This is a genomic window from Methanosarcina soligelidi, assembly GCF_000744315.1.
Taxonomy (GTDB): Archaea; Halobacteriota; Methanosarcinia; order Methanosarcinales; family Methanosarcinaceae; genus Methanosarcina; species Methanosarcina mazei.
Genome location: NZ_JQLR01000001.1, coordinates 772,924 through 794,918, shown reverse-complemented (window position 1 = coordinate 794,918; position 21,995 = coordinate 772,924). Strand labels below are relative to the sequence as shown.

17 protein-coding genes are annotated in these 21,995 nt (G+C 42.4%); 7 read left to right on the top strand and 10 right to left on the bottom strand.

Going from position 1 to position 21,995, the window contains the following annotated elements; translation table 11 throughout:
• The first annotated feature begins 119 nt into the window (after window positions 1-119).
• Window positions 120-938: a hypothetical protein gene (locus M886_RS03520; protein ID WP_011033182.1), complete on the top strand. Its 819-nt coding sequence runs from the start codon at window positions 120-122 to the stop codon at window positions 936-938.
• Between the two features lie 135 nt (window positions 939-1,073).
• Entirely contained in the window at window positions 1,074-2,162 is a 1,089-nt protein-coding gene (locus M886_RS03515) for a hypothetical protein (RefSeq protein WP_048050664.1), read from the top strand.
• 825 nt (window positions 2,163-2,987) lie between these two features.
• On the opposite strand, the gene M886_RS03510 is transcribed toward M886_RS03515, so the two are convergent.
• Window positions 2,988-3,545 carry a class I SAM-dependent methyltransferase gene (locus tag M886_RS03510; protein WP_230670621.1) on the bottom strand — a complete coding sequence of 186 codons (558 nt, stop codon included), beginning with the start codon at window positions 3,543-3,545 and terminating at the stop codon, window positions 2,988-2,990.
• A 403-nt stretch (window positions 3,546-3,948) separates the two neighbouring features.
• Between M886_RS03510 and M886_RS03505 the strand changes: the two genes are divergently transcribed.
• Window positions 3,949-4,767: a nitrilase-related carbon-nitrogen hydrolase gene (locus M886_RS03505; protein ID WP_226987704.1), complete on the top strand. Its 819-nt coding sequence runs from the start codon at window positions 3,949-3,951 to the stop codon at window positions 4,765-4,767.
• Between the two features lie 38 nt (window positions 4,768-4,805).
• Here M886_RS03505 and gatB read toward each other — a convergent pair whose 3' ends face one another.
• From gatB to M886_RS03485, 4 genes are all read right to left on the bottom strand, one after another.
• Window positions 4,806-6,293 carry an Asp-tRNA(Asn)/Glu-tRNA(Gln) amidotransferase subunit GatB gene (gene gatB, locus M886_RS03500; RefSeq protein WP_011033177.1) on the bottom strand — a complete coding sequence of 496 codons (1,488 nt, stop codon included), beginning with the start codon at window positions 6,291-6,293 and terminating at the stop codon, window positions 4,806-4,808.
• Window positions 6,294-7,721 carry an Asp-tRNA(Asn)/Glu-tRNA(Gln) amidotransferase subunit GatA gene (gatA, locus tag M886_RS03495; protein WP_048050663.1) on the bottom strand — a complete coding sequence of 476 codons (1,428 nt, stop codon included), beginning with the start codon at window positions 7,719-7,721 and terminating at the stop codon, window positions 6,294-6,296.
• A 12-nt stretch (window positions 7,722-7,733) separates the two neighbouring features.
• On the bottom strand, window positions 7,734-8,015 hold the full coding sequence (gene gatC / locus M886_RS03490) for an Asp-tRNA(Asn)/Glu-tRNA(Gln) amidotransferase subunit GatC (protein WP_048037148.1): 282 nt from the start codon (window positions 8,013-8,015) through the stop codon (window positions 7,734-7,736).
• 312 nt (window positions 8,016-8,327) lie between these two features.
• Window positions 8,328-9,491 (bottom strand): Coenzyme F420 hydrogenase/dehydrogenase, beta subunit C-terminal domain, encoded by a 1,164-nt coding sequence (locus tag M886_RS03485; RefSeq protein WP_011033174.1) that lies wholly within the window; start codon window positions 9,489-9,491, stop codon window positions 8,328-8,330.
• Window positions 9,492-10,376: 885 nt separating this feature from the next.
• On the opposite strand from M886_RS03485, the gene M886_RS03480 reads away from it, so the two are divergent.
• The gene (locus M886_RS03480; protein WP_048037319.1) at window positions 10,377-11,810 is read left to right on the top strand and encodes a methanogenesis marker 14 protein; all 1,434 of its coding nucleotides are present in this window, start codon (window positions 10,377-10,379) and stop codon (window positions 11,808-11,810) included.
• A gap of 144 nt (window positions 11,811-11,954) precedes the next feature.
• Here the strand turns inward: M886_RS03480 and M886_RS03475 are convergent, their stop codons facing one another.
• Both M886_RS03475 and mptA read right to left on the bottom strand, forming a co-directional pair.
• On the bottom strand, window positions 11,955-12,281 hold the full coding sequence (locus M886_RS03475; protein WP_011033172.1) for a DUF2098 domain-containing protein: 327 nt from the start codon (window positions 12,279-12,281) through the stop codon (window positions 11,955-11,957).
• A 257-nt stretch (window positions 12,282-12,538) separates the two neighbouring features.
• On the bottom strand, window positions 12,539-13,495 hold the full coding sequence (mptA, locus tag M886_RS03470; protein ID WP_011033171.1) for a GTP cyclohydrolase MptA: 957 nt from the start codon (window positions 13,493-13,495) through the stop codon (window positions 12,539-12,541).
• 404 nt (window positions 13,496-13,899) lie between these two features.
• On the opposite strand from mptA, the gene M886_RS03465 reads away from it, so the two are divergent.
• Both M886_RS03465 and argB read left to right on the top strand, forming a co-directional pair.
• The gene (locus M886_RS03465; RefSeq protein WP_011033170.1) at window positions 13,900-14,184 is read left to right on the top strand and encodes a non-histone chromosomal MC1 family protein; all 285 of its coding nucleotides are present in this window, start codon (window positions 13,900-13,902) and stop codon (window positions 14,182-14,184) included.
• Between the two features lie 225 nt (window positions 14,185-14,409).
• Complete coding sequence (argB, locus tag M886_RS03460; protein WP_015411669.1) at window positions 14,410-15,288, top strand: acetylglutamate kinase; 879 nt, start codon at window positions 14,410-14,412, stop codon at window positions 15,286-15,288.
• A gap of 376 nt (window positions 15,289-15,664) precedes the next feature.
• Here argB and M886_RS03455 read toward each other — a convergent pair whose 3' ends face one another.
• From M886_RS03455 to M886_RS18555, 3 genes are all read right to left on the bottom strand, one after another.
• Complete coding sequence (locus M886_RS03455; protein ID WP_048050662.1) at window positions 15,665-16,705, bottom strand: archaeosine biosynthesis radical SAM protein RaSEA; 1,041 nt, start codon at window positions 16,703-16,705, stop codon at window positions 15,665-15,667.
• Between the two features lie 182 nt (window positions 16,706-16,887).
• On the bottom strand, window positions 16,888-17,805 hold the full coding sequence (gene guaA / locus M886_RS03450) for a glutamine-hydrolyzing GMP synthase (protein ID WP_048039581.1): 918 nt from the start codon (window positions 17,803-17,805) through the stop codon (window positions 16,888-16,890).
• Between the two features lie 1,105 nt (window positions 17,806-18,910).
• Complete coding sequence (locus M886_RS18555; RefSeq protein WP_160173154.1) at window positions 18,911-19,084, bottom strand: hypothetical protein; 174 nt, start codon at window positions 19,082-19,084, stop codon at window positions 18,911-18,913.
• 218 nt (window positions 19,085-19,302) lie between these two features.
• On the opposite strand from M886_RS18555, the gene recQ reads away from it, so the two are divergent.
• Window positions 19,303-21,993, top strand: a complete 2,691-nt coding sequence (gene recQ, locus M886_RS03445; protein WP_084685041.1) for a DNA helicase RecQ — start codon at window positions 19,303-19,305, stop codon at window positions 21,991-21,993.
• The last annotated feature ends 2 nt before the right edge of the window (window positions 21,994-21,995 follow it).

Sequence of the window (21,995 nt, the reverse complement as noted above, 5' to 3'; positions counted from 1 at the left end):
TGAACCTCTCAACATAAGCGTTAAACTCTTACTCCTAAAATTTAAATAGTTGTAAATGTTGTATCATTTGAAAACATGTATTCTTTTTTATCTGTTTTTAGTAAGCTGGGTTGGGTAAGATGAATACAGCCAAAGAATCTAAAAAACTTATAAAATATAAACCAGGTAAAGAATATATAGCGACTATTCAGTGTACACTCTCTTCAACCACCCACACAATTACCTATAAAGGCGATCTTAAAGAAGGCTTCTTCCTTAAAGACTTAGCTCCTGGTTTAATCAAAATTTTTGGTAAATCTTTTACTTCTGCTGTCGGAGAAATTCCCAATTCCTTATTTGCCATAATATTCTTTATAGTGTCTTTTTTTTTCTCGGCATTCTTTCTCTCGGTAGCAAATTATTATACTTCTGAAAGGGGCATTTTATTAGCTATTCTTCTTAGCGGTTTTGTAATTACCACTGCAGTGCCTTTAAAACTTCAGTACTATTATATTGCAGAATATTACAGAAATACTGTATGTAATAACTGCGGAAAAGAGTTTATCTGCCGTGAAACAGAAAAACCGGATATTAAGGAAATAAGCACTCCAGAAACTTACAGAATACAGATTACCCGCTATTGGAGTTGCAGATCCTGCGGATATATGAATGTTCGAGAGAGTTCTGAAGGTTTCGTTACAAAAAAAGGAAAAACAATGAAAGTCTCTGACCTGGCAAAGGTTCAATGTAAAAGATGCGGCAAAACCGGTACATATATTGAATATAAAAAACCGGACATACGGGTGTCTAAAGAGCAAGAAACCATGGAAAGACGATATTACAGATGTAAGCTCTGCAACTACGAAGATATTGCAGCAACCGAGTTTTTTATGGTTCCAGATAGTGGTGGCGTTTCTGCAATAGAATGGAATATCGATTATGAGGATTACTTTGGTTAAATATCTTATTTGTTAAATTATTGATGAGCCTCTCTGAAATTTTAATTTTTGATTAGTATCCAATACAAGACTGCCCTCCAGCAAAATTCCTTAAGATCCAAAACTTTATACCTTTTACTTTCCCAAAAACTCCTCATGTCTTCAGGCATTTCGCTTCCCTTAAAAACAGAACATTCTGCCAGAGATCGTCTATACTGGAATTTTTTAAATGCGATCCCTTTCCTTATTGGTTCGATAGCCGTCGCAAGGGACTCTCTCAAATTGGTAGCGGTTTACATAGGGATAGCCCTCATTTTCTTCCTGATTATCGAATTACGGTTCGCATGTACTCACTGCTCCTATTACGCTCGGAGCAAAGGATGCGTAAAATGCATGATGCTTCCGGGAGTTCCAAAAATCTTTAAGGCCCGGCCCGGGTCTCACAGTCCTTTTGAAAAAGCAATGACCGTTCTTGGTACTCTTCCCATGTTCCTTTTTCCGGTTTACTGGCTTATCAGAGACCTTTTGCTGCTTGGAGCTTATATCGTAGCCTGTGCACTCTTCTTTCTGACGGCTCGGCGATATGCGTGTGTTCGTTGTATTAACTTTGAATGCCCCGTGAACCGTGTGTCTGTGGGCGTGAAAGAAGAATTTAAGAAAAGGGACGGCTTTCCCGGGAATATTGAGGTTTCAAAAGAGGAATTTTGGGCAGCAGGTTCAGGCAGATGTACTTCTCTTAGAGTAAAACATGAGTTTAAAGATTTTCTCTACTGGAATTTTGTAACTCTTACCATTTTATTTTCAGCTGGACTTGCTATCGGCATCAGTTCAACAGGATGGCTTCTTGCCTACATTTTCATAGCTTTTTTCCATTTTGGAATTCTGGAACAGCGTTTTTTCTGCACTCACTGCCCTTATTTTGTCAGGGGAGAAAAGTGTTTGAGGTGTATGATGAACTGGGGCTGGCCAAGGCATTTTAAGCCCAGACCGCACCCGCCGGGCAAATTCGATATTGCCATTACATCTCTAGGGTTCATGATCTTGATTTTCTTCCCTCTGCCGTTTCTGCTGGAAATTCCGTTTCTGCTGGGGACCTATCTTGTTTCCATATCGGTTTTTCTACTGACAATATGGCGGTATGAATGTGGTCGCTGTATCTATTTCGAGTGCCCTTTTAACAGGGTGCCGGCTGAAGTAAGGAAAGAGTTTGAAAAGAAAGATTTTGAAAGGATGATCTTGAAATAAAAATTTGAAAAAAATGAACTTGAAAAGAATGGAACTTGACCTGGAGCTTTGACCCGGAAGTTATCCGAAGTTCAGGTTTTTATCTTCAGATCTGTTTTGCCTTAATTTTTCTGTACTTTTTCTTTCATTTTCTCTAATTTAGCAAAATTTATTTATATTTGAATAAGGTAATAGGATTCCGTACTTCCTGTGAAGTACAAGGAATTGCAAAACCAGAAAAGGAGAATCCAGAATATGAACGAAAAAATACAGAGAAAGACTCCGGAACCCGTTTTGCATGGGTTTTTGTTTGGTAACGGAACTTTTATTACTCCCGTGGAAATGAGAATCATGCAAAGCCTAGGGATCATTCCGGCAACAAAAGCATAAACTCAAAAATTGGACTGCGAAAGAGCACATTGTAAAAAGGTCAAATAACTCATCATGAATAACCTGTGACTAAACCTCCAGAATACCTAACTGCCAGTAATTAGCCTCTAATAAACTCAAATCCAACAAAACAACCTCCTGTAACGCTAAATCGGTCTTACAACAAACAATAATTCACTCCTGACCTGACTTCAGCTCAAAAGATAGAAGCTTAAAAGACAGCGATGGAAATGAACAGGTAAAGAAAAAACAGGTAAGAAAAAAGCAGATAGAAATTTATCAGGAGTTATTCTATTGACCAATCAGGCTTTGTGTTTCTACTGAGTTCGAATTCCTTTATTTTTTCATTTTTTTATTTCTTTTAACAGTAGCAGGCAAAATGTTATACAATAAATATGTTATATAATACATCTCTAAAGACCGGATATTTTCTGAAGATAAGGATTTGAGCCCGAATTAACTTTCATCTTTTTTGAAAGAATATGTCTTTTTACCTTTCTTTTTCAGCTTGAATAATCTTTTTCGAGTAGCCCCTTCCATTATTTCTGATTCATTCATGTAATGGTCCCTGAAGGAAAGAATGCCTTCGGGTTTAAGAATTCTGTGAAGCTCCTTCATAACCAGTTCCGGTTTTTTCAGGGTATGATAGGTATCATAAAAGAGAACCACGTCCATACTGGATGCTGGAAGGCCTGAATTATAGTCTGAAAGGATAGTTTCTACGTTTTTCAGTTGTTTTATAAAAGCGAGTTGATTGACCATCTCAATAGCAACAGGGTTTATATCCAGGGCGTAGACCTTTCCTGAAGGGCCTGCCATCTCGGAAGCATCACGAATATAGGACCCTGACCCGCAGCCGTAATCCAGAACTTTAAAACCGGGCTTTATACCGGCTTCTTCGAGGATCTTTCTGCGGGGAAAAAAGAAGTCGCGCAACTTAAATACGAGGGTATTTGCATGGAACTTGAAATCAGAATCTGGCTCTTCCATGATATTTTCCTTCTGTATGGTCATTTTCAGATCAGTAAAAATTCAGGGCTTTTTGCTGCAAGAGATTTCTTTTTCAGGCTATTTTGGCATTCACATGTTTTATATTTTATCTCGGAAAATTTTCACGATTTTTTTGCTGTTATATACAAATTTTTTGACATCTATTATATAGTATTGTCTGCAATAGCTATGAAACTTTCTATAAATTTTACCTCAATGGTGTTTTGTCCTACCGCCCTGCTCCACTGTCTCATTCTACTGTCATCTCAAATCGTAGTCTTAAACAGGAAAATTGAATATTACTGCAGAATAGAATTACCTCATGAGGTACTTAAACAAATTACTTAAACAAAGTACTCAAACACAGTACTTAAACAAAGTACTGAAGTATCTGGTAGATCTGCATTTACAATTAAAAGGAAGGGAAGTGACCTCTATTATAACCGCCTGTATCCAGATGAATATTTCACCCTGCTCGAAGCATGAAAATCTTGATCACGCCCTTTCCCTGGCAGAAGAAGCAGTTTCAAAAGAAGCAGAGTTGCTTGTCTTTCCGGAAGTTTTCTCAACCGGTTTTTGTTATGAGCGCATAGAAGAAGTGGCTGAAACCGTTTCAGGTCCCACTATTGAGGCTCTCAGTGACTTTTCCAGAGAATATGGCTGTATCCTTGCGGGCTCAATGATAGAAAAGAGAGAAATAAAGGATAAGGGGGCAATAAGTCCGGAAAAAAGAGCTCCTTATCAATATAACCTCGGTTTCTGTATCGAATCCGGAAAACTTGCAGGCATCCGCAGAAAAGTCCAGCTTTACGGTCCCGAAAAAAAATATTTTGCGTCCGGAGACAGTATAGCCCCTATCAGGCTGCAAAAATACAGCCTCTCACTGGGACTTATAGTCTGCAATGAACTCAGGTATCCTGAAGTTGCCCGAAAAATGACTCTTGATGGAGCAGACCTTCTGGTCTCAGCTGCCGAAATTCCGGATTTTTACATATATCCCTGGCGTATCATGTCAATCTCCAGGGCAATAGAAAATCAACTGCCGCATATTGCATGTAACAGGGTTGGAAAAGACAGGTATTCTACTTATCCGGGGAGCTCCTTTATTACTGATGGCTGGGGCCGCATTCTGGCAAAGGCTGGAAAAGAAGAGTGTGTTATTCTGGGGGAAATTGACCTTGACGAGGCAAGAAAAATCAGACAAACCGGCTCTATTCTCGAAGACCGCAGGCCTGACCTTTATTAACCGTTAAAAAAGTAGTTAAAAAGGTGAACCCTGCCGGGTTACCCTTTAAGTTCCTTTACAATCAGTTCACGGGCTGTCTTTGCGTCCGCCGTGCCTTTTGTCTTTTTCATGACCTGTCCTACAAGGAAGTTCAGGGACTTTTCCGTTCCTCCAAGATAGTCCTGCACGGCAGCTTCGTTTTCGGCAATTGTTTCTGCAACAGCTCTGGTTACCAGATCGTCTTCGGCTTTGAAAAGGCCTTTTTCTTCTATGATCTGCGATGGGCTCTTTTCCTCATTTCCGTCCAGAATGGTACGGATGACTTCAACCGCAGCCCTGTCGCTGACCTTGCCTTCGGCAAAAAGTGTGACCAGTTCAACCATATCCGAGACCTTGAAGGAATTCTCCACTTCAGGGTCTTTTGCATGGATAAAGCCAATTGTCCTGCCGTCGTAAGAAGAGATTGCAAGGTCTCTATAGTTTAACTCTCCGAGGAGGACGTCAGCAGTCCAGGTAGCTGCAACCTTCGGGTCTACCCCTTTTGCGCAAACGCCTTCGTAGAAGTCGGCGAGCATAATCTTTGAGGTCAGGGCTCTTGCATGCATATCTGTGATACCGTACTGCTCCATGAAGCGTGCACGTTTGGCATCCGGAAGCTCGGGAAGGGTCTCTTTAATTGCGGGTATCCAGCCTGTAACGCGCATTGGCATGAGGTCAGGTTCACGGAAGTAGCGGTAGTCTTCTGCCTCTTCTTTTGTCCTCATGGAAATGGTTACTCCCCTTCCTTCATCGAAGTGACGCGTTTCCTGCGTAATTTTTCCTCCGCGGCGGATCACGTTTTTCTGGCGCATGATCTCGTAGAGAAGTGCTCTTTCCACTCCTTTATGGGAAGAGATGTTTTTGACCTCAACCCTGGTCCCCCAGTGGACAGAAACGTTCGCGTCGACACGCATAGCTCCTTCAAGGTTTCCGTCAAAGACATCCAGGTATTCGAGGATGTTTCTGAACTTATCAAGGAATCTCCTTGCTTCTTTGGGACTCCTCATATCCGGCTCGGTAACGGTCTCGATCAGGGGCATGCCTGACCTGTTGTAGTCTATAAGGACACCTTTGGACTTTTCAATGCTCCCTATGTGTACAAGCTTTCCAGGGTCTTCTTCCATGTGAGCCCTTGTAATTCCTACCACATGCTCCCCGTCTTCTCCTTCGATCACGACTTTTCCTTTGCTAACAATCGGATAGTCGTACTGGGTGACCTGGAAACCTTTGGGGAGGTCAGGATAGAAGTAATTCTTCCTGTGGAACTGGGTTTCTTCTGCAATCTCACCTTCAAGGGCAAGCCCCACTTTAATTGCTGCTTCCACGGCTTTTTTATTAAGGACCGGAAGTGCACCCGGCAGGCCGAGGCAGACCGGACAGGTGTGGGTATTGGGGGCCGCATTGTGATAATCTGTAGAGCAGCCGCAGAACATTTTGGTCTTGAGTTTGTTAAGCTGGACGTGGATTTCAAGCCCTATCCTTATACCGTCAGGGTTTTCATAGACCATTCATGCCACCTCCGGAGGTCTCTTGGTATGGTAATCGGTATTCTTCTCAAAAGTGTAAGCTGCACGCAGGACAGTTTCTTCGTCAAAGGGCTTGCCCATTATCTGAAGTCCTATCGGCAGCCCGTCCGTAAATCCGCAGGGCACGGAGATCGAAGGCACGCCTGCCAAGTTAATCGGGCAGGTGTTTATGTCTGAAAGGTAGAGGGTAAGCGGGTCTTCAATCTTTTCTCCGATCTTAAAAGCAGGGTTCGGCATGGTCGGAGCCATGAGAAGGTCAACTTTTGAAAGGGCTTTATCAAAGTCCTGCTTCACAAGAGTCCTGACCTTCAGGGCTTTGAGATAGTATTTATCATGATAACCTGCAGAAAGGGCATAGGTTCCGAGGAGAATTCTCCTCTTGACTTCTGTGCCGAAACCTTCAGCTCTGGTCTTTGAAACCATAGCATGCCAGTTTTCTCCGCCTGCTCTGAATCCGTAACGTGTTCCATCGAAGCGGGCAAGGTTTGAGGACGCTTCACTCATTGCAATTATATAATATGAGGCAAGGGCATACTTTATATGGGGCATTGAGACTTCTTCCCACGTCGCTTCAAGGCTCTCACATTTGTGTATTGCATCCCATACTGCTTTTTCTACGTCAGGATGGATACCTTCTCCGAAGAATTCCTTCGGAACCCCTATTTTCAGGCCTTTCACGTCGTCAACAAGAGCTTTCAGGTACTCGGTTTTGCTGTCAATTGAAGTGGAATCTCTCCTATCATATCCGGCTATAACATCCATCAGGACTGCTATGTCTTCCACGTTGTTTGCGAGAGGTCCAACCTGTTCAAGGGAATTTGCATAAGCCACAACCCCGTACCTTGAAACTGCTCCATAGGTCGGTTTAAGCCCCACAACCCCACAGAAAGATGCAGGACAGCGTACAGATCCGCCTGTATCGGAACCAAGAGCAAAAGGAGCTTCGCCGGCTGCTACAACTGCTGCACTTCCACCGGAAGACCCGCCTGGCACTCTTTCAAGGTCCCAGGGGTTTGCAGTCGGTCCGAAATGGCTGGTCTCAGTAGAAGATCCCATGGCAAATTCGTCCATATTGGTTTTTCCAAGGATCACTGCTCCGGCAGAAAGAAGTTTCTCTATGATGTGGGCATTGAAAGGAGGGACATAGCCTTCAAGGATCTTCGAGCCACAGCTGTTTGGCAGCCCGACAACAGAAATGTTATCCTTAATAGCAATCGGTACGCCTGCAAGAGGGCCTTCATGCCCTTCTTTATCGATCTTTTTTGCCTGCTCAAAAGCCTTATCGGAAATCGTTAGATATCCGTTGATTTTGCTTTTTTCGATAACTTCAAGGTATCTGGATGTCACTTCTTCGGCTGAGCTTTCTTTAATCTTTTCTTTAATCTGTGCAACACTCATCCATTTTGCCATCAAAACATCTCCTCAGCCGATTTTCGGGACCCTGAAAGTCCCGTCCTGTTTGTGTTCGGTATTTGCAAGAACAGTTTCCTGCGGGAGGCATTCTTCCGCCACATCCTCCCTGAATACATTATAGACCTCAGCAACGTGGTATGTAGGAGCAACATCCTCGGTTTGCACCTCATCAAGCTGCCCGAAGTACTCCAAAACTGAGTTAAGTTTTTCCATGTATTCGACTGTTTCCTGCTCATTGATCTCAATACGGGCAAGCCAGCCGATATGTTCTACATCTTCTTTTGTAATCATGAAAATTCCTCAAAAATAGAATGATCCGAATAGAATGCCGTTGGTAATGCATAATAGAAACAGTTTATGAAATAAATATATATTCATCTCGCCCGAATTGCGCCTCGGGAGTACGCGGTCCTTTTCACCCCGAATTGCGCCTCGGGAGTACGCGGTCCTTTTCACCCCTAATTGCGCCTCGGGAGTACGCGGTCCTTTTCACCCCTAATTGCGCCTCGGGAGTACGCGGTCCTTTTCACCCCTAATTGCGCCTCGGGAGTACGCGGTCCTTTTCACTCGCTTCGCTCGCTCAAGAGGACTTATTTATGCTTATTATGTTTTCTGCCTTCTGTGCAAGTCGTACATCTGTACCTTTTTCATCTTTGCCAGGTTGAGGACTTTTTCGAGTTCGTCATCCGTAAGCTGGCGGGCTTCGATGTAGCCGTTGTCTATGGCTTCGTTGAAGATTTCATAGCCTATGGCTGAACGGGCAAGGACTGTAGTGTAGCCTCTGGGGCTGCCTACTCCTCCGAAGGAAATGTCTGAGTTTTCGGCGGTCAGGTCTGTACAGAAACGGCAGGAGGAGCTTCTGTATTCGTCAAATTCGCTGAGTTCGAAGATGTGTTCTTTTCCATCTTTCAGGGCGACCTCGAATTTCCCTTTTCGGATTTTCATGGCATCGACGTTGTCAAGAGTGATCCCATAGCTTTCCAGTACTGCTTTGATCCCTTCGTAGGCGAAAGTGTCCATGCAGAAAAGTCCCAGTTTGAGGACCTTCGCCCTCATAAAAAGGTGCAGAAAACCGTAAGAGCTTTTTTGCATTTTTGTGACTGCATCGATATTGCAACTCGTACCTACGAAGGCAACGCTATTCATTCCCTGTTTGACTGCGCTCATAAGGGCTTCCAGTGTCATCGAATGGGAGTAAATGCTGCCGCTACTCTTCAGGATCTCTTCCCTGGTTTTTGCAACTATGGGTACGGGTTTCCAGGGTTCTTCTTCTGAATGGACCGTGACCACGGCGCAGTCGATAAGCCCCTCGTCCAGAGCATACAGAAGAAGAGAAGTCACAACCCCTCCGTCCTGACCTTTTATTTCCGGTATGGCAGACTGTGCAGCATAAGCATACCTGAAGCTGCCTATCAGCCCTTCTTCCGTAGTGATAGTTCTGGGGCACTGGTAGTAGCAGACCCCACAGGCTTTGCAGGGACCGATCAGTTCAGGCTTTTCATCTTTGATGGTTATATACTCACAGCTTGCTGCACAGGCTCCGCAAAGAGTGCAGATTCCCGGTTTTATGATATCTCTCTTTAGTTTTCCAAATGAAATTTTTTCTTTTTCGCTCAGGTTTCTTTTGAGCCTGATGACGCTTTTTTCAAGTGCATCAAATTTATGCTTGCATTCGGAACTGCAGAAATAGTAATTTTTTCCCCCGTAATCCGAAAAGTATTCAGTATCCCTGGATATTATTTTTTTGCAAATAGGATCTAACGGCATTAAAGACCTCCTGTGATTATTGCCCCATATTTAAGGATAACTAGTGCCTGATTCACTAGTTCCCGATTCTTGAAAAAATCTAAAATTGCTCTTCAATCTGTAATTATTATATTTTATGTGTCTATAATAATTCCTATGTGTTATTATATTTGTACTTTTTATAATTTATGCTATTTATTAGTACGTGTCTTAATTTATTCTTCCCAAAATATAATTTCTGTCTCGATAGAAAATATAAATCAGGGTTAAAATCTTCTTTATAAAAACATATTTGAGGGTGAATAAAATAATGCTACAATATGTATCTAAATAAGACCTTATAATCACAGATTAAATAAGACCTTATAACCACAGATTAAATAAGACCTTATAACCACAGATTAAATAAGACCTTATAACCACAGATTAAATAAGACCTTATAACCACAGATAGTTCAAATTCAAGTCTTTTTTAAATAAAGAAAAAAATAGGATAACAAATAGTCCCGCTGGATAAAAATTTAACATAAAAAATTATATTATTTATGTCTTGCAAACAGAAAAATAACAAATAATAACTAATTGGAATAAACTGTCAATTTGAAGTGTTTTAGAAAAGGTTATTACAGGCTTTGTTTATACCTTCTTTAAACTTCAGATAAATTGTATTCTTGTCTCACTTGTTTATTGAATCAGGATTGTTTATTGAATCAGGAGGCAGGTCTTCATACTAGTTCGACATCCATAATTCGGTTTTTAACTGTTATTATTTCTAAATATGTTATTATTTCTAAATAAATTTCATGGTGTGTTCCAATACAAATACATTAATTTTCAGTTGCAGGTTCAATAGTATAAGATGCGGATCCAATTCAGTCTATAATAGATCCTCAGGAAGGGAAAAAAATGGCTATGAAACCCAGAATTGCAGAATCTCCTCAGGTTCGTTTGATTGACCTCAAGTCAAAACCATTCTTTATAGTAGCTTCGGTAGAAGTAGGAAATACCACAACCAAATGTATCCTTACAGCCACCAATCTGGATACTGGCAGGACGCACATAATAAATAAAGTCGTGCGTATGACCAGAGATGTCCGTCCTCCAAAACCCGGAGAAGCTGTATTTGGAAAAACACTTACTGGTGTAGAACTTACACGCGAGGCTGTTGCAGAACTTGTTAAGAATACACTTACAGAATCCGTTGAAAAAGCCAGTCTGGACATAAAGACTGACCTTAATTTTGTTGTTCGCTCTACAGGTGTCGTTGCAGGCTTTGATTCTCCTGAAGAAGTCGGCGAATTTATTAAAGCACTGGCAGATGGGTGTCTTATGGCTGGTGTTCCTCCAAGAAATATGACTGCTCCAATGTCCATTTCAAATATCCCTAAAAAATTCCAGAAATATAGTAAACTGGAGAAAGTTATTTTTGATGGGGCAGTTGCCGGTGTTGTACCTCCAATCGGCTCTACGGGCGTTGAAATTGTCGCAAACGAGATGGAAGGTGAACTTGCAACTGCAGGAATAAAGGAAGCGGCTAAATTGACAGATGTGGATTTCAGGAACCCCTGCATCTCAATTGACTTCGGGACCACCCTTGACGGCAGGATAACAAGCTCTGACCAGCCTTATGCAAAAACAATTGGTAATTTCTGCGGATATGCAGGCGCAATTCCGGACGCCATAATTCGGGGCTCAAAGGTCGTTGATTCGAAAGTAGGAACTGCTCTGGAAGTTTTTGAAAAACAGAAACCGCCTTCTTTCATTACTTTGAAAATGAAAGCTAAATCCATAGAAGAGTATTCAAGGCGTATTCATGAGCTGATAACTATTGAAAAAGTTCCCAGGGATAGGAAGAGATACGGCAGTGTTCCTGTCAGACCCGACGCGGCTGAAGAAATAGGCGTAACACTCATAGGCTGTGATGTGGGTGAGAATGGCTCAAATATGGGAAAACTGAGTGCAATAGGCATGGAAGTCTGTAAAAGCCATGGATTATCGATTGTTTATGCAGTCATTGATGAGGTGATGGCAGGAGTGGTGTGCAGGCTCATAGAGGTTGCAAAGAAAGAAGGCCTTATTTTTGAAGACAGCACTTTCGGAATTACAGGCAGGGCAGGAATTACCGGGAACAAACCTAAACTGATTTTGAACTGCCTGGAGAAAATGAATCTCGCCCCCAAGATTGATGAGAGAGTGGTCTTTGTCGACGATGGGCTTGCCAGAGGCGCGGCTGTTATGGCACGCTGCATGAACTCTCTGGGAACCCCACAAAATCCGCTTGGTGGCAGGCACGGTGGGAAATGTATCCTTGCCCAGCGGATCAAAATGCAGGAAAAATGAAAGGATAGCCCAGGCGAAATGGTAGTGTCTACAGCAAACTGCCTTTTCTCTTAATATAGCTCACATAAACAAAAGAAATAGCTGTTTAAAGGCAGGCATTGAATTCCTGAATAAAAAAACAGGGTAAAGTAAAGGCAGGATAAGTTAGCCTCCTGCCCCTCCTCCTCCGGCTTTTCCGAGATCGAAGGCCTGAATAGTTTCCCTTTCTTTCCTGAACCTCTCTTCCAGCTCTTCGGCAGTAAATTCTCTTTGTTCTTTCTTTTCCGGGGGCTTGATATCAGTATATTCCAGAGTCTCTTCTTTATACCATAGATCGGTTGTTTCGAGCAGGACCCAGACTTTCCCCTGGTCGTCCTTTTTGATCTCGGCAATACGACTTACAGTATCGCTATTTACGTACTTGACAGCATCTCCCACTTTGATAGTTTTCTTGTTCCGCCCTACCGCTGTGATTTCCTTAGCATCGTCCATGCTTTCACCTCGAGGGCTTCCAGGACGCGGTACTTCAGGCCCTGCAAGTCCACTCCTTTTTCAATATATGCTTATAGGTTATTCAGGCCCTTTAATAAAGTTTGTGTGGTTTACCTGAAAATGTCTGTACAATCTTAAAAGCCTGATAGAGATTATTAAGTTTAAAAAAACAAAAAAAGGATTTAGTGTTTACTGATTTCTCAGTAAACAGACGTTTCTTTCAGTAAGGGTTGCTTTCTCCACCGGTTACAACCTTTTTACTGACTGATTTCTTTCCTGAGTTCTCCCATGAGAGCTACCCTTTCGGCAAATGCATTGTGCCTGTGTATGCTTTCCTCATTGGTCTGTTTGATGGTGATCACTGCATTGTCAGGAAGGTTCGGGAATTCTTTTACCACGTTGTCTGCCATTGCTCTTACGCAGTCTTCCACAAATTTCGGGTTCATGTGTGCAGTTTCTACAACGACCTTTTCGTCCGAACGTTTCAGAACCTCATAAACGCTTGAACTCATGGAGCGCTCAATTATTTTTATTATGCTTTCCAGGGAAACGTCAAAATCATGAGCTACTTTAATTGAAATTATGCCTCTGCCACGCTGGTTATGGGTAGCCATGGGGACTTTTTCCAGGAACTTTATAATCTTGTCCCTTTCAACCCCTAGATTGGCGAGTTCGGTTGCAGCTTTATCTCTCATGATCTCCTGGGCGCAGGGGCATGCAGTCATTCCCACAACTTCAGCGCCTATGAGTTTTTTCACATCAAAGTAATCTCTATCGCCGTTGCCCCTGACAGCCGAAGCCTCGGCAAAGATATTAACTACTTCCTGGCACTTGATTCCGGTTGAGGGAGAGGCGCGCCTGATCATGTATTCGCTTTTCATCCTGACTTCAGCCTGATTTGCATATTCATGGCGGCCAAGCAGGTTATGTGCAATGTCGCTGCATAACTGTTCTATTTCATATACCGGTGTGCTGAGAACCTTCTCCAGAACCTCGTCTACAGCTTCAAAGTTCCTTGAAAGGTTTGCTCCTTTACGGTCCGAGGGCAGGTCAACAAATACATCAAAAGTTGAAATCAATACTATTGGGCGTTTGTCCTTTCTTTTGATTTCAACCAGCTTTTTCATGTTTGTTACCCCAACACGGGTGAGATTGATAGCTATGCTTGGTTTGCTGGCCTGGACATCCGGGAGGTTGAAAGTACACTTTTCCATATTTAACCAGATCCGTGAAAAGATAAGTATGTTTTATAGGGTAAATCCTTAATAAACACATAATTTTATTTTATGCATTTGGAAAAATATAGTGACCATAAGAAGTAATAGCATGTAAAGTTTGTGCTTTCCAGGTTCTTTTCCAAAAGTACAATAAAATATATTTTAATAGAGTATCTAAAAACCCTTTCCTGAATACTTTTTTGAGTTGTATTTTTAATAAGGGAGAAATATTTAAATATTTCTTATTCTGGGGACAATTTAGAAAAATTTAGTTTATATACCCTTTACAGATTAAGAGTAGTTTTGTATAAATCACTAACTACAGCCAACATCCGAAGAAAGATTTTATATACTTTAAAAATTAATCAGTGTCTAGCAATACAATTTGCGAGGTGACCTTTATGTCCAACACAAGAAATTTTGTTTTACGAGACGAAGAAGGCAATGAACATGGAGTTTTCACTGGAAAACAGCCTCGGCAGGCTGCTCTGAAAGCTGCAAACCGGGGCTCTGGGACCAAATCCAAACCTGATATCATCCGCCTCAGGGAACGCGGGACAAAGAAGGTGCACGTTTTCAAGGCATGGAAGGAACTTGTCGCAGCTCCGAAAAACAGGCCGGACTGGATGCCTGAGAAAATCAGCAAACCCTTCGTTAAGAAAGAAAAGATCGAAAAACTCGAGTAAACTTTATTCTCATATCCCCTGGAAATTGGGGTCCTTTCTTTTTATTTTTGAAATACCGATGTGAATTAGCCTGGAAAGGTCTTTTATTTAACACTATCCGGGCTGGCTTATTTCCAGTATTAACAATTTATTTGAGTTTTTTATATTGACCTTTTTAGGGAATTTTTCTAATTTTACCGTATACTCAACGATAAGTTTAAAAAGAGATTTTCTGATTCCTAAATCATGGAGCTCAAAAGAGAGAATGTGCTTATTGAAGCCCTGCCCTATATGCAGGAGTTTTACGATTCAATCATGGTTATCAAAGTGGGTGGAAACGCAATGGTCAGCGCCCAGATCATGGAAGATATCATAAAAGATATCGTCCTTCTGCGTTATGTGGGGATCAAGCCGGTTATTGTACACGGCGGTGGGCCTGAAATCACGGAAAAAATGGAGCGCATGGGCAAAAAAGCTGAGTTCTTCCAGGGACTTCGCATTACGGATGATGAAACCATGGAAATTGCCAGAATGGTTCTGGTAGGAAACATAAATACGAAAATCGTGTCTCTTATTGGCTTATTCGGCGGCAAAGGCGTTGGGTTTACGGGCTATGACGGAAGAATGATCCTTGGCCATAAACAGGCTGCAAAACATGTGCTCATCGACGGTGTGGAGACTGAAGTGGATATCGGCTGGGTTGGAGAAAGTGAGGTCATAAATCCCGAGATCCTCCATATTATGCTTGAAAAAGGGTATATCCCTGTTATTTCCCCTATTGCTGTTGATGCAAAAGGAAATGCCCTTAACATAAATGCGGATACTGTCGCAGGAGATATTGCAGCAGCCCTCCACGCTAAAAAACTTATCCTTATGACCGACGTCTCCGGTCTTCTCAGAGACATAAAAAATCCTGGTAGCCGCATATCACGTGTAAAACTCGACGATATTGACCTCCTTATTGAGGAAGGAGTCATCAGCGGCGGAATGATCCCGAAAATCAAAGGTGCGGCTGTTGCAGTTAAAAGCGGAGTAGAAAGAGCACATATCATAAATGGAAGCGTTTCCCACTCCATGCTTCTTGAACTCTTTACTGACGGCGGAGTCGGGACCATGATTTACTGAACCCTTCTTCAGTAATTCGCAGCAATATTCAACGTTTCCTGAAAAGAAACCCGTATTCCAGAAGTGAAGTCGGTAAGTTTACTTATCAGGCCTGTCAGACCAGGTGATGCTGAGGCTATCACTAAAGTGAGAAGACAGGAAGATATCAGGGGGAAATACTTGCTCCGGCGCCCGATTTCCTTCTCGCCCGAGTCCCGTCTCGGGAGGACGGGGTCCTTTTCGCTCGCTTTGCTCGCTCAAGAGGACTAAATTAAAAATTATAGAGTAATCTGAGATCATAAGGATCAAATTGCGGGCATTGATCTCAGATTTTACAAGAGACCAGACTATAATTTTTGGAACTCGCTTTTTTCAGGTGAGCGGTTTTTTCAGCAGTTCAGTTTAAAATGGGCGTGCCATAGGTGAAGTCTTCTATTTCCAGAGCTTTTTTCCACAGTTCTTTACAGCCACAGTCTCTGCTGCTCAGGTCTGCAGGGTTCTGGGTAAGTGAAAATGTTCGCAGAGAGTCGGCAACATCCGAACTGCATTCTTTACAGTTATGGGGGCCACGTTTCGAACCTGCACCGACAGGGTCGGACATCATGGGGAGGTCAGGATGGGCGGCTTTTGCTTTCCGCAGAATTTCAATTATGCTCCACAGCCAGGGAGGGCGGTACTGTCCTTTTTCCCAGAGAGCTTCGACAAGTGTGCCTTTCTGTACATTGCAGAGGTTGATTGATATGGTGTCCGAATATGGGGCAGCATCGTTTATGGAGCGGAGGATATCTTCCATTGCCTGTTTTTCCGAGAGGAAGAGAGGCTTGAGCATAAGGTAGGATTTTACGGTTACGCCATATTTTTTTGCGGTTTGTGCTGCGCGGACAAAGTCCTGGAATGTGAAGCCCTTGTTGATTGAGTCCTTTCGGATTTTGTCCGAACTTGTCTCAAGCCCGAATGCTAATTCGAAGGGTTTGTTTTTCAGGATGCTCAGGCAGGCCTGTATGTTCTCTTCGGTTACAAAGTTAGGGCGCGTTTCCACGAGTACTTTGATAACTCTGGGGTCTTCTTGAAGGGTTTTAAGGATCGCATCTCTGGCTTCAGGCGGGACTTCCTGTTCGTCCAGAAAACTGCCTGAGGTGAAGATCTTGACCATGAATTCAGAAAACTTTTCAGCTTTCCTCAATGCTTTTGCAAGCTGTGACTTATAGTCTTCAAGGGTTGGAGGCTCGCTTGCACAGTCATAGACATAGCCGCACATTGTGCAGCCTCCGGCTTTTCCCCAGCGACAGCCTGCGCTCTTGAAGATCACGGTGATGGTTTTTGTTTGAACGCCGTCTACAAGGTCTGTTCCGGTCCAGCTTGCCGCAGGTTCGTCTATAGGTGAAGGTCTTACTTTGATCCGCTGCCGGATATCCAGCACTGCTTTATTGAGAGACATGGGTTTAAAACTCGCTTTATGAATTTTTGTTTGTGAATTAATGCTAGTGAATTTCGTAAATTAATACTTCACTTTATTGTTTACTATCCAGTTTGCAAAAAAAGCCGATGAAGCCAATTGAGGCTTCACTTTACTTTACACTTCTGTTATCTTATATTCTCTCTTATCCTGCATTTCAGGTTTTATTCAAACTCAATTGTTGCAGGCGGCTTGGGAGTAATATCATAAACTACCCTGGCAACTTTCGGGATCTCTGAAGTGATCCTTGATTCAAGGTGTTTAAGCACTTCCCAGGGGAGTTCGAGAGCTTCCGCAGTCATTCCGTCTCTTGACCCTACAGCCCTTATAGCCACGATCCAGCCGTAAGCCCTGACGTCTCCTTTCACTCCAGTGCCTTTGCCGAGTACGGCAGCAAAAGTCTGCCAGGGGCAGAACCTTTCAAGAAGCTCCTCTTCTACTATGAAATTAGCTTCTCTTGCTACCTCAAGCTTTTCTTCCGTGACATCACCGAGAACTCTTACAGCAAGCCCCGGACCCGGGAAAGGCATCCTTTCGCAGATCTCGTCAGGCAGCTGGAGAGCCCAGGCAACTTCTCTTACCTCATCTTTGTAGAGGTCTTCAATAGGCTCAACGATTTTCTTAAAGTCCATTACGCTTGGGAGCCCTCCCACGTTGTGGTGAGACTTGATGCCGCCTTCGGACTCTATCCTGTCAGGGTAAATTGTGCCCTGGATCAGGTAGTCAGCTGCCAGTTTCCTTGCCTCTTCCTCAAACACCCGGATAAAAGTCTCACCTATTGCCTTTCTTTTTTCTTCCGGATCAGTAACTCCAGCCAGGGCTGCAAGGAACCTGTCCTTTGCATAAACAATATCCAGATTCATGTGAGAGAAGATGTGCCTTATTCTTTCAGTCTCCCCTTTTCTCATGAGCCCCGTGTCGATATAGATCGGCTGCAGCCGGTCCCCAATTGCTCTGTAAGCCAGCTCAGCACAGACAGAGCTGTCCACGCCGCCGGAGAGTGCAATAATTGCCTTACCGTCCTTTATTTCCTTGCTTATTTTCTCAATTGCTTTCGGAATGAATTTTTCGGGTTTTACCATTGAAGTGCTCCTTCGAGTGAATCTTTCCTTTGGAGAAATGATAGTGATCTATAACTGTATGAGAATTATGAAAATTTGGTTATATTTTTATGTGATATATGAGTCTGTGCATGGGGTTTTTGATATTTAAAGGTATAGTTAGGGAATTATGTAATTGCTTTAATAAAGTACAGGAGCTTCAATCCTTGATAGTCTGTATAAATCGGAAAAGCTTTTTCTCCGGGACTTTGAGGATTCGATGGAGGAAGTTCTGGGAGTCATGCCAAGATTGGATTTATGCCAAGATTGGATTTATGCCAAGATTGGATTTCAGGGATGACTTTTTTCGCTAATTATTAATATTCAGGAAAAACATATTCAAGAAAAACATATTCAGGAAAAACTGGTATTTGACTTTGATGAGTTCCAGAACTTTTCCAGGGTAAACCCTGAGCTTTTTGCGGTCTGTTTGATGTATTCTCAGATTCATCTGAGTATCAGAAAAAGTTGCAGTATAATATAAAATTTAAACTATAGTTTTCCATGTCATGCAAAATATCCATGTTTCTGAGTATTTATTCTTGTATTTATATATGAGTACATTTCGAATTAAGAACAGAGGGTCTGGAAACCTGGATAAAGAAATTATATTGAATATTGATTGTAAAAAAATGTTATTGAATATTGATTTTTCTGATATTTTTGATAAATACTTAAATTAAATGCACGATTAAAATAAGATTGTTGCAAACGGTGGAAGTAAAGATTGACATGTGCGGCCATATTTCTTCCCCCTCCTCTAGCCTCCTGCCAGGCACTACTTCCCAGGCGCTTAGGATGCCTTTTCAGAGGCTATATAGCCGGTTCATTCCCCCCATTCTTCACTTCCACATTTGCTTTTCCGCGTTAGCGGCCTCACCTTTTCTTCCGAGTCCTATCAGCTCATGAAGAACAGGCACCATCATCGTTACTTGGTTTTACTTTCCAGTGGACTTTAAATTTCAAGGTACTGGAACGGGAGCTATGTGTTCAGGGAATTTTTTAATATATCTACAGTATTGTATTCACAGTGACGAATTTTCTAATTTGAAGCTATTCTCCGCACATAATTTATTTATTAATGAAGTTAAACGTCATCATTGTTTAAATTTCTTTCTAATGTACTGCTTTCAATCACTTCATTAAAATAACTCGGGGTTCTAACCTCAGTAATCTCACCAGTTTTTAAAAGAGGTTCATTTTTAACTCTTTGAGAACAGCTGGAATATACTGGACGCTGAATACATGACACTGAATACATAATACTTTCACCCCGCATACCTGCAAGTTAAATAAGATGAATCCGAAACATCACAGCATTATGGATCCACAAATAATTATATTACTGGGAAAGTGATGTAAATCGATTTTGTGGAATCCTTTTTAGAGGTAACGGTCCTTTTTAGAGGCAAAGCGGCTGCGGAAACTATTTCGGAGTCTTTTCTACTAGTACAAATTCTGAAGGTTAAGGAATAAAATATGGGTGCTGATCAAGGAGTATTGGAGGACAGTAAAAATGAACTCGAGGCCAGAGTGTTAATGTCTTCTAGAATGCATTCTGTTCTCCGCCAGTACTTCGGATATACTGCTTTCAGACCCCTGCAGGAAGAAATTATCAGAGATGTTCTGGACCGGAAAGACGTGTTTGTGCTGATGCCCACAGGAGGGGGTAAATCCATATGCTACCAGTTGCCTTCCCTGCTTCTGGACGGAGTTACTGTTGTAGTTTCTCCCCTGATTTCCCTTATGAAAGACCAGGTGGACGGGCTTGAAGCAAACGGGATTGCTGCGGCCTGCATGAACAGCACCCAGAGCGCCAGAGAGAACCGGGATGTTAAAACCGCTTTTCTGGAAAATAGATTAAAGGTGCTGTATATTGCTCCAGAGAGGCTTATGATGCCCGGGACTTTCGCTTTTCTGAAGAAAGGAAAGGTAAGTCTTTTTGCAATTGATGAGGCGCACTGTATTTCGGAATGGGGACATGACTTCCGTCCCGAGTACAGAAAATTGAAGCTACTTAGGGACCCAAAGAACGGTTTTCCTGATGTGCCTGTTATTGCACTTACGGCTACAGCTACCGAGAGGGTCAAAAAAGATATAGTGTCCCAGCTAGGGCTTAATATCGATCCGGAAAAAGGTCCTTACGTTGCCAGCTTTAACCGGAGCAACCTTTACTACGAGGTCAGGCCAAAGAAAGACACCTTTTCAGAGATAACCGACTATCTACTCAGGCACAGGGGAGAAGCCGGAATTATTTACTGCCAGAGCCGGAACAATGTAGAAACCCTTACAAGAAAACTGAACCTTGCCGGGTTCAGGGCTCTCCCCTATCATGCCGGGCTTTCGGATTCTGAGCGTTCCCGGAACCAGGAAATGTTCATAAGAGACGATGTGGACATAATAGTGGCTACTATTGCCTTCGGGATGGGCATCAATAAGTCCAATGTCAGGTTTGTAATTCATTACGATCTTCCGAGGAACCTTGAAAGTTATTACCAGGAAACGGGGCGCGGGGGCAGGGACGGCAGCCCATGCGAATGTATCCTTTTCTTCAGCAGAGGAGATCGCTTTAAAATAGAATACTTCATAGCTCAGAAAACAAACGAGAAAGAAAAGGATATTTCCCTTGTACAGTTAAGGCAGATGGTAGCTTATTGTGAAGGTAATAAATGCAGGCGACAGACTCTAATGGAATATTTCGGTGAAGAACTTTCAACACCATGCGGCAATTGCGATACCTGCCTCAGGCCTAAAAATACTTTTGATGGAACTGAAGCTGCCAGAAAACTGATTTCCTGTATCCAGGACTTGAACCAGCGTTTCGGTACAAATTACGTTATTGATGTTCTCACGGGCTCAAAGAATAAAAAGATCAGGCAGAACCGCCATGAAAAACTGAAATCCCACGGCAGCGGCAGGGAATTTACAAAGGAGCAATGGAGGTCGCTTGCTTCCGAAATTCTGAATACCGGGCTTCTGGAAGTCCACGGAGCTCAATACCCTGTCCTGAAACTTAACGCCATGAGCAGGAAAATTTTGAACGGTTTAGAAAAAGTTGAACTTGTCTGTCCTGACGGTTTTATACCCGGAGCTGAAGAGAGTTTCACGCTTCCAGCACCTGCAGGCAAAATTCAGGAAAAAAGTGAGAACGATAAACAAATTCCTGCCCGGGAAGATTCAGTTGCTCCTCCTCTTAAAATACCAAAGTCCGGAACATTTCCAAAATCTGGAACAGAGCATGACCCTATTCTTTTTGAGAGATTAAAAGCCCTCAGAAAGAAGATCGCTTTAAACAAAAACCTCCCTCCTTATATCATATTTTCTGACACAAGCCTCAAAGAGATGGCTGCAAAGTTCCCTCTTACTTCTGATGAGTTTCATTCAATTACAGGAGTAGGAGACCATAAGCTCCGGAAATATGGGGATGAATTTCTTAAAGAGATCGGTGATTACTGCAGAGACTATGGCCTGACACCTTCAGGGAAAGTTAACCTTTCCGGAGACTGCTTTACTGATCTCGAAAAAGAAAAGGAAGATTTAAAGAGCCCATTATATGAAACATCAGTTTCAGGTCTCGAAATTGAAGCCCAGGGAAATGATATTTCCTCTTCTGAAGCCGGTAAAGAGAAAAGTTTAGAAACTCCATTCTCCTATGCCCCTCCCAAAAAATCTTCCGAAATACGCAGATCACCAGTAAAAAGAGTAAAGTATCTGGATATGAGCATTCAGGACTGGTCTGAAACAGACTCTTCTAAACCTGATTCTCCTGATTCAAGTTTTCTTGAAATAGATTCTTTTGAAAAGGATACTTTCGAGATTGAGAACTCTGAAATCAATTCTACTGACATGGATATTTTTGAAAATTCGTCTCTTGAAAAGACTTATGCTCTTTATGAAAAAGGTCTTGATATCGGAGAAATTGCAGAAATTGAAGGGTTAAGTATAAAAAACGTTTACAGGCAATTTGAAAAATTGGTGCTTTCCGGTAAGGTCAGAAAAATTGAAAGGCTTGTGCCTTCTGAAAGGCAGGAGCAGGTCAAGTCATTAATGGAAGAGCTGGAAATTGAAATCGATGCCCTGATAAGGGCGAAAACGGGTGAAGGCTGCCAGGAAGAGGAACTGAATCTCATAAGAGCTCTTCTTATGTCAAAAATTCTTTATCCAATCTGAAT